This window comes from Bradyrhizobium altum (genome assembly GCF_020889705.1).
In the GTDB taxonomy this organism is placed as follows: domain Bacteria; phylum Pseudomonadota; class Alphaproteobacteria; order Rhizobiales; family Xanthobacteraceae; genus Bradyrhizobium; species Bradyrhizobium altum.
This window is the reverse complement of record NZ_JACMYP010000465.1, coordinates 1-3,403: the sequence shown is the minus strand read 5'-3', so window position 1 is coordinate 3,403 and position 3,403 is coordinate 1. Positions and strand designations below refer to the sequence as shown.

General features: G+C 64.6%; 4 protein-coding genes. 1 reads left to right on the top strand and 3 read right to left on the bottom strand.

Annotation, left to right across the window (positions count from 1 at the left end; all coding sequences use genetic code 11):
* The 3 genes from H8B02_RS46275 to mutM form a co-directional block, all read right to left on the bottom strand.
* Positions 1-826 (bottom strand): gamma-glutamyltransferase (locus H8B02_RS46275; protein WP_312001565.1); only part of this gene is annotated, 826 nt, incomplete at its 3' end.
* 108 nt (positions 827-934) lie between these two features.
* Positions 935-1,498: a GNAT family N-acetyltransferase gene (locus H8B02_RS46270; RefSeq protein ID WP_229172368.1), complete on the bottom strand. Its 564-nt coding sequence runs from the start codon at positions 1,496-1,498 to the stop codon at positions 935-937.
* Position 1,499: 1 nt separating this feature from the next.
* The gene (gene mutM, locus H8B02_RS46265) at positions 1,500-2,381 is read right to left on the bottom strand and encodes a bifunctional DNA-formamidopyrimidine glycosylase/DNA-(apurinic or apyrimidinic site) lyase (RefSeq protein ID WP_229172367.1); all 882 of its coding nucleotides are present in this window, start codon (positions 2,379-2,381) and stop codon (positions 1,500-1,502) included.
* Between the two features lie 137 nt (positions 2,382-2,518).
* On the opposite strand from mutM, the gene ubiE reads away from it, so the two are divergent.
* Entirely contained in the window at positions 2,519-3,280 is a 762-nt protein-coding gene (gene ubiE / locus H8B02_RS46260; RefSeq protein WP_229172366.1) for a bifunctional demethylmenaquinone methyltransferase/2-methoxy-6-polyprenyl-1,4-benzoquinol methylase UbiE, read from the top strand.
* The last annotated feature ends 123 nt before the right edge of the window (positions 3,281-3,403 follow it).

The following is a 3,403-nucleotide window of genomic DNA, read 5'->3' as shown; positions in this document are numbered from 1 at the left end:
CTGCCGGCGGCGGCGGCCCGAGGATTTCCCAGCCGCGGTAGTCGCAGCGGATCGGCTGCCGCTCGACGGTCTTGTAGGTCGCGAGATCCTCCTGCGCGATGAAGCCGCCGTTGTTCTTCATGTAGTCGACCAGGATGTCGCCAAGCGGTCCCTGATAGAGCGCGTTGTCGCCATGATCGGCGATGTATTTCAGCGTCTCGGCATATTCGGCCTGCACCACGCGTTCGCCCGGCTTCAGCGGGATGCCATTGGGCAGATAGATCGCCGAGATCGGCTTGTCCTTCAGCATCTCTTCGGCGCCGTCGGTGATGCATTCGTGCAAATAAGGCGTCGCCGCATAACCGCGCGCGGCATGCTTGATCGCGGGCTGCATCACGTCGGCCAGGCTCATGGTGCCGAAACGGCGCAGGGTTTCGCACCACGCCTTCAGCGAGCCCGGCACCGCGACCGCCCTCGGGCCGTTCAAATTCTCGTTGCCGACGGTGTCGAACACGTCATGCGCCGAACCGGGCTTCGAGGTGTAGGTATCCGGCCGCACCGCCTTCGGCACCGTGCTCTGGCCGTCGATGAAGCGATGGCTGCCGTCGGCGAGGCGGATATGCGCCATGCCGCCGCCGATGATGCCGACCATCATCGGCTCGACCACGGTCAGCGTGAACAAAGTGGCAATCGCCGCATCGATCGCGTTGCCGCCGGCCGCGAGCATCTCGGCGCCTGCGCTCGATGCCAGTGGATGATTGCTCACCACCATGCCACGGCTACTGGTGGCCGGCTGCTTCTCGCACTGAAAGCTTGTCGCGGCGCGATCGCGCCAATTGCCGTTCATCGCCATTGTGTTCTCGTTGTTGATGGAGCGATGGGACCCATGTTCTGCGGCCTCGCAAGCGCGGTCAAGCCGCCGCGAATTTCCCCACGGCGGCATTCGCAACCGGGGTCACGTCGCCGGGCGATCGCGCAGCCAGGTTTCGCGCGTGACCTTCCACTTCTCCGCTCTGGATTCGCCATTGTGGTGCGGAAGTTCGACGAAGCCGACAAATTCGGCTCCGGTCTTCTGCTTGACCCGGCGCGAGGCGGCGTTGGACAGCGCGTTGCAGACATGGAAGTGATCGAGGCCGAGCGTCAGGAAGGCGAAGTCATTCACCGCGGCGATCGCCTCGGTCATGAGGCCGCAATTCCAGTAAGGCTCGGCCAGCCAGAACCCGCGATTGCCCTTGCGGCCGTCGGCGCGCGGCCGGAAATTGATGTTGCCGATCGCCTCGCCATTACTGGTGCGCAACACCAGCACCCATTGATAGCTTTCCTCGCCGGCCGTGATCTTATCCAGCTCTCGCTTGATGAAGCTTTCCGCGCCGTCGTCGGGATACGGCCACGGCACCACCGTGGCGAGGGTCTTGATCACATTCCAATTGTTGAAGTGATATTGAATCGCTGCGGCATCCGACAGCGCAAGCGGCCGCAGGATCAGGCGCCGCGTCTCGATGCGTGGCGTCTCGAACATGTTATTTCTGGCACTTCGGGCACCAGAACGTGGAGCGGCCGTTCTGGGTAAAGCGCCTGACGATGCCCGCGCAGCCAGACGTGCGGCATGTCTCGCCTTCGCGGTCGTAGACCTGGAAGGAATGCTGGAAGTAGCCGAGATCGCCGTTGGTCAAACGATGATCGCTGATCGAGGAGCCGCCGGCCTTGATCGCCTGGTTGAGCACCGAATGGATCGCGTCGACCAGCCGATTGGCGTGGTCGGTGGGCTCGGCCTTCCTGGTTGCAAGCGTCGCGGCCAATCGCCGCGGCGACAGGTGCGAGCGAAACAGCGCCTCGCAGACATAGATGTTGCCAAGTCCCGCCACCACGCGCTGATCGAGCAGCGCGGCCTTCAGGCTGGTCTTCTTGTTGTGGCAGGAGCGCGCCAGCATCGCCGCGTCGAACGCGTTGCCGAGCGGCTCGGGTCCGAGCCCCTTCAGCAGCGGCTCGTCCTCGATCGCGTTGCGGGCAATGATCTTCATGTAGCCGAAGCGCCGCGGATCGTTGAAGACGACGGCCGCGCCGGACGACATGTGGAACACGACGTGATCGTGCGCGCGATCCTCGCTGCGCGGATGGTGGAATTGCCCCGGCGCCGCCGCGCCGTCCTGCTTCAGCACGCGGAACGAGCCCGACATGCCCAGATGCATCAGCAGCACGTCGCCGGAGGTCAGGTCCGCCATCAGATATTTGGCACGGCGGCCGAGCCCGGTGATGGTCTGGCCCTCGAGCCGGGCGACAAAGTCTTTTTGAAACGGAAACCGCAAATCCTTGCGACGGGCCTCGGCCTTGAGGATTTTGGACCCTTCCATGGCCGGTTGCAGGCCGCGGCGGACGGTCTCGACTTCGGGTAATTCCGGCATGGCAGGCATTCACCTTTTGGAAGTGACGTGATAGCGCCATTGCGGCCGCCGCGCTATGGTCCGGCTGGAGCGTTTTCGAGCGAAGTGGGCACCGGTTCGCGTGAAGAAAACGCGACCAAAGATAAGAGTATGAGTTGATGGATCGGCCGGACCAAACCACCCATTTCGGCTTCAGGGACGTGCCCCTGGGCGAGAAGCAGACGCTGGTGAACGAGGTGTTTCACAGCGTGGCGTCCCGCTACGACCTGATGAACGATCTGATGTCGGTCGGCCTGCACCGGGCCTGGAAGGACGTCATGATCACGACGCTCGACCCGCCGAAGGGCGACCGGCCGTTCGCGCTGCTCGACGTCGCCGGCGGCACCGGCGACATCGCGTTCCGGGCCGCCAAGGCCGCGGGCACCGGCTTTCATGCCACGGTCTGCGACATCAATACCGACATGCTCGCCGTCGGCCGCGAGCGAGCCGCCAAGCAGCACCTCGATGACCGCGTGTCGTTCGTCGAGGGCAATGCCGAGGCGTTGGGTTTCGCCGATCGCGCGTTCGACGCCTACACCATCGCGTTCGGCATCCGCAACGTGCCGCAGATCGACCTCGCGCTGCGCGAGGCCTATCGGGTGCTCAAGCCCGGCAGCCGCTTCCTGTGCCTGGAATTCTCCACCGTCGATGTGCCCGGCCTCGACCGGATCTACGACCTGTTCTCCTTCAAGGTGATCCCGCCGCTCGGCCGCGCCGTCACCGGCGACGCCGAGTCCTATCAATATCTCGTCGAGTCGATCCGCAAATTCCCGCGGCCGAACGCGTTCGCCGAAATGATCGGCGCCGCCGGCTTTGCGCGCGTGAAGTGGCAGAGCCTCTCCGGCGGCATCGTGGCGCTGCATTCGGGCTGGCGTTTGTGATCTCTGCACTGACCCACATCGCGCGCCTTGCCCGCGCCGGTTTCGTGTTTGCGCGCGAGGGCGTGTTCGGCGTCGTCGATCCGTCGCTGGTGCCGCCGCCCGGGCAGCTCGCGCTGAGACTGG

What these genes read in the sequence shown, in the direction of transcription:
- H8B02_RS46270 (WP_229172368.1), bottom strand. Translation starts at nt 1,498, where the DNA reads ATGTTCGAGACGCCACGCATCGAGACGCGGCGCCTGATCCTGCGGCCG.
- mutM (WP_229172367.1), bottom strand. Translation starts at nt 2,381, where the DNA reads ATGCCGGAATTACCCGAAGTCGAGACCGTCCGCCGCGGCCTGCAACCG.
- ubiE (WP_229172366.1), top strand. Translation starts at nt 2,519, where the DNA reads ATGGATCGGCCGGACCAAACCACCCATTTCGGCTTCAGGGACGTGCCC.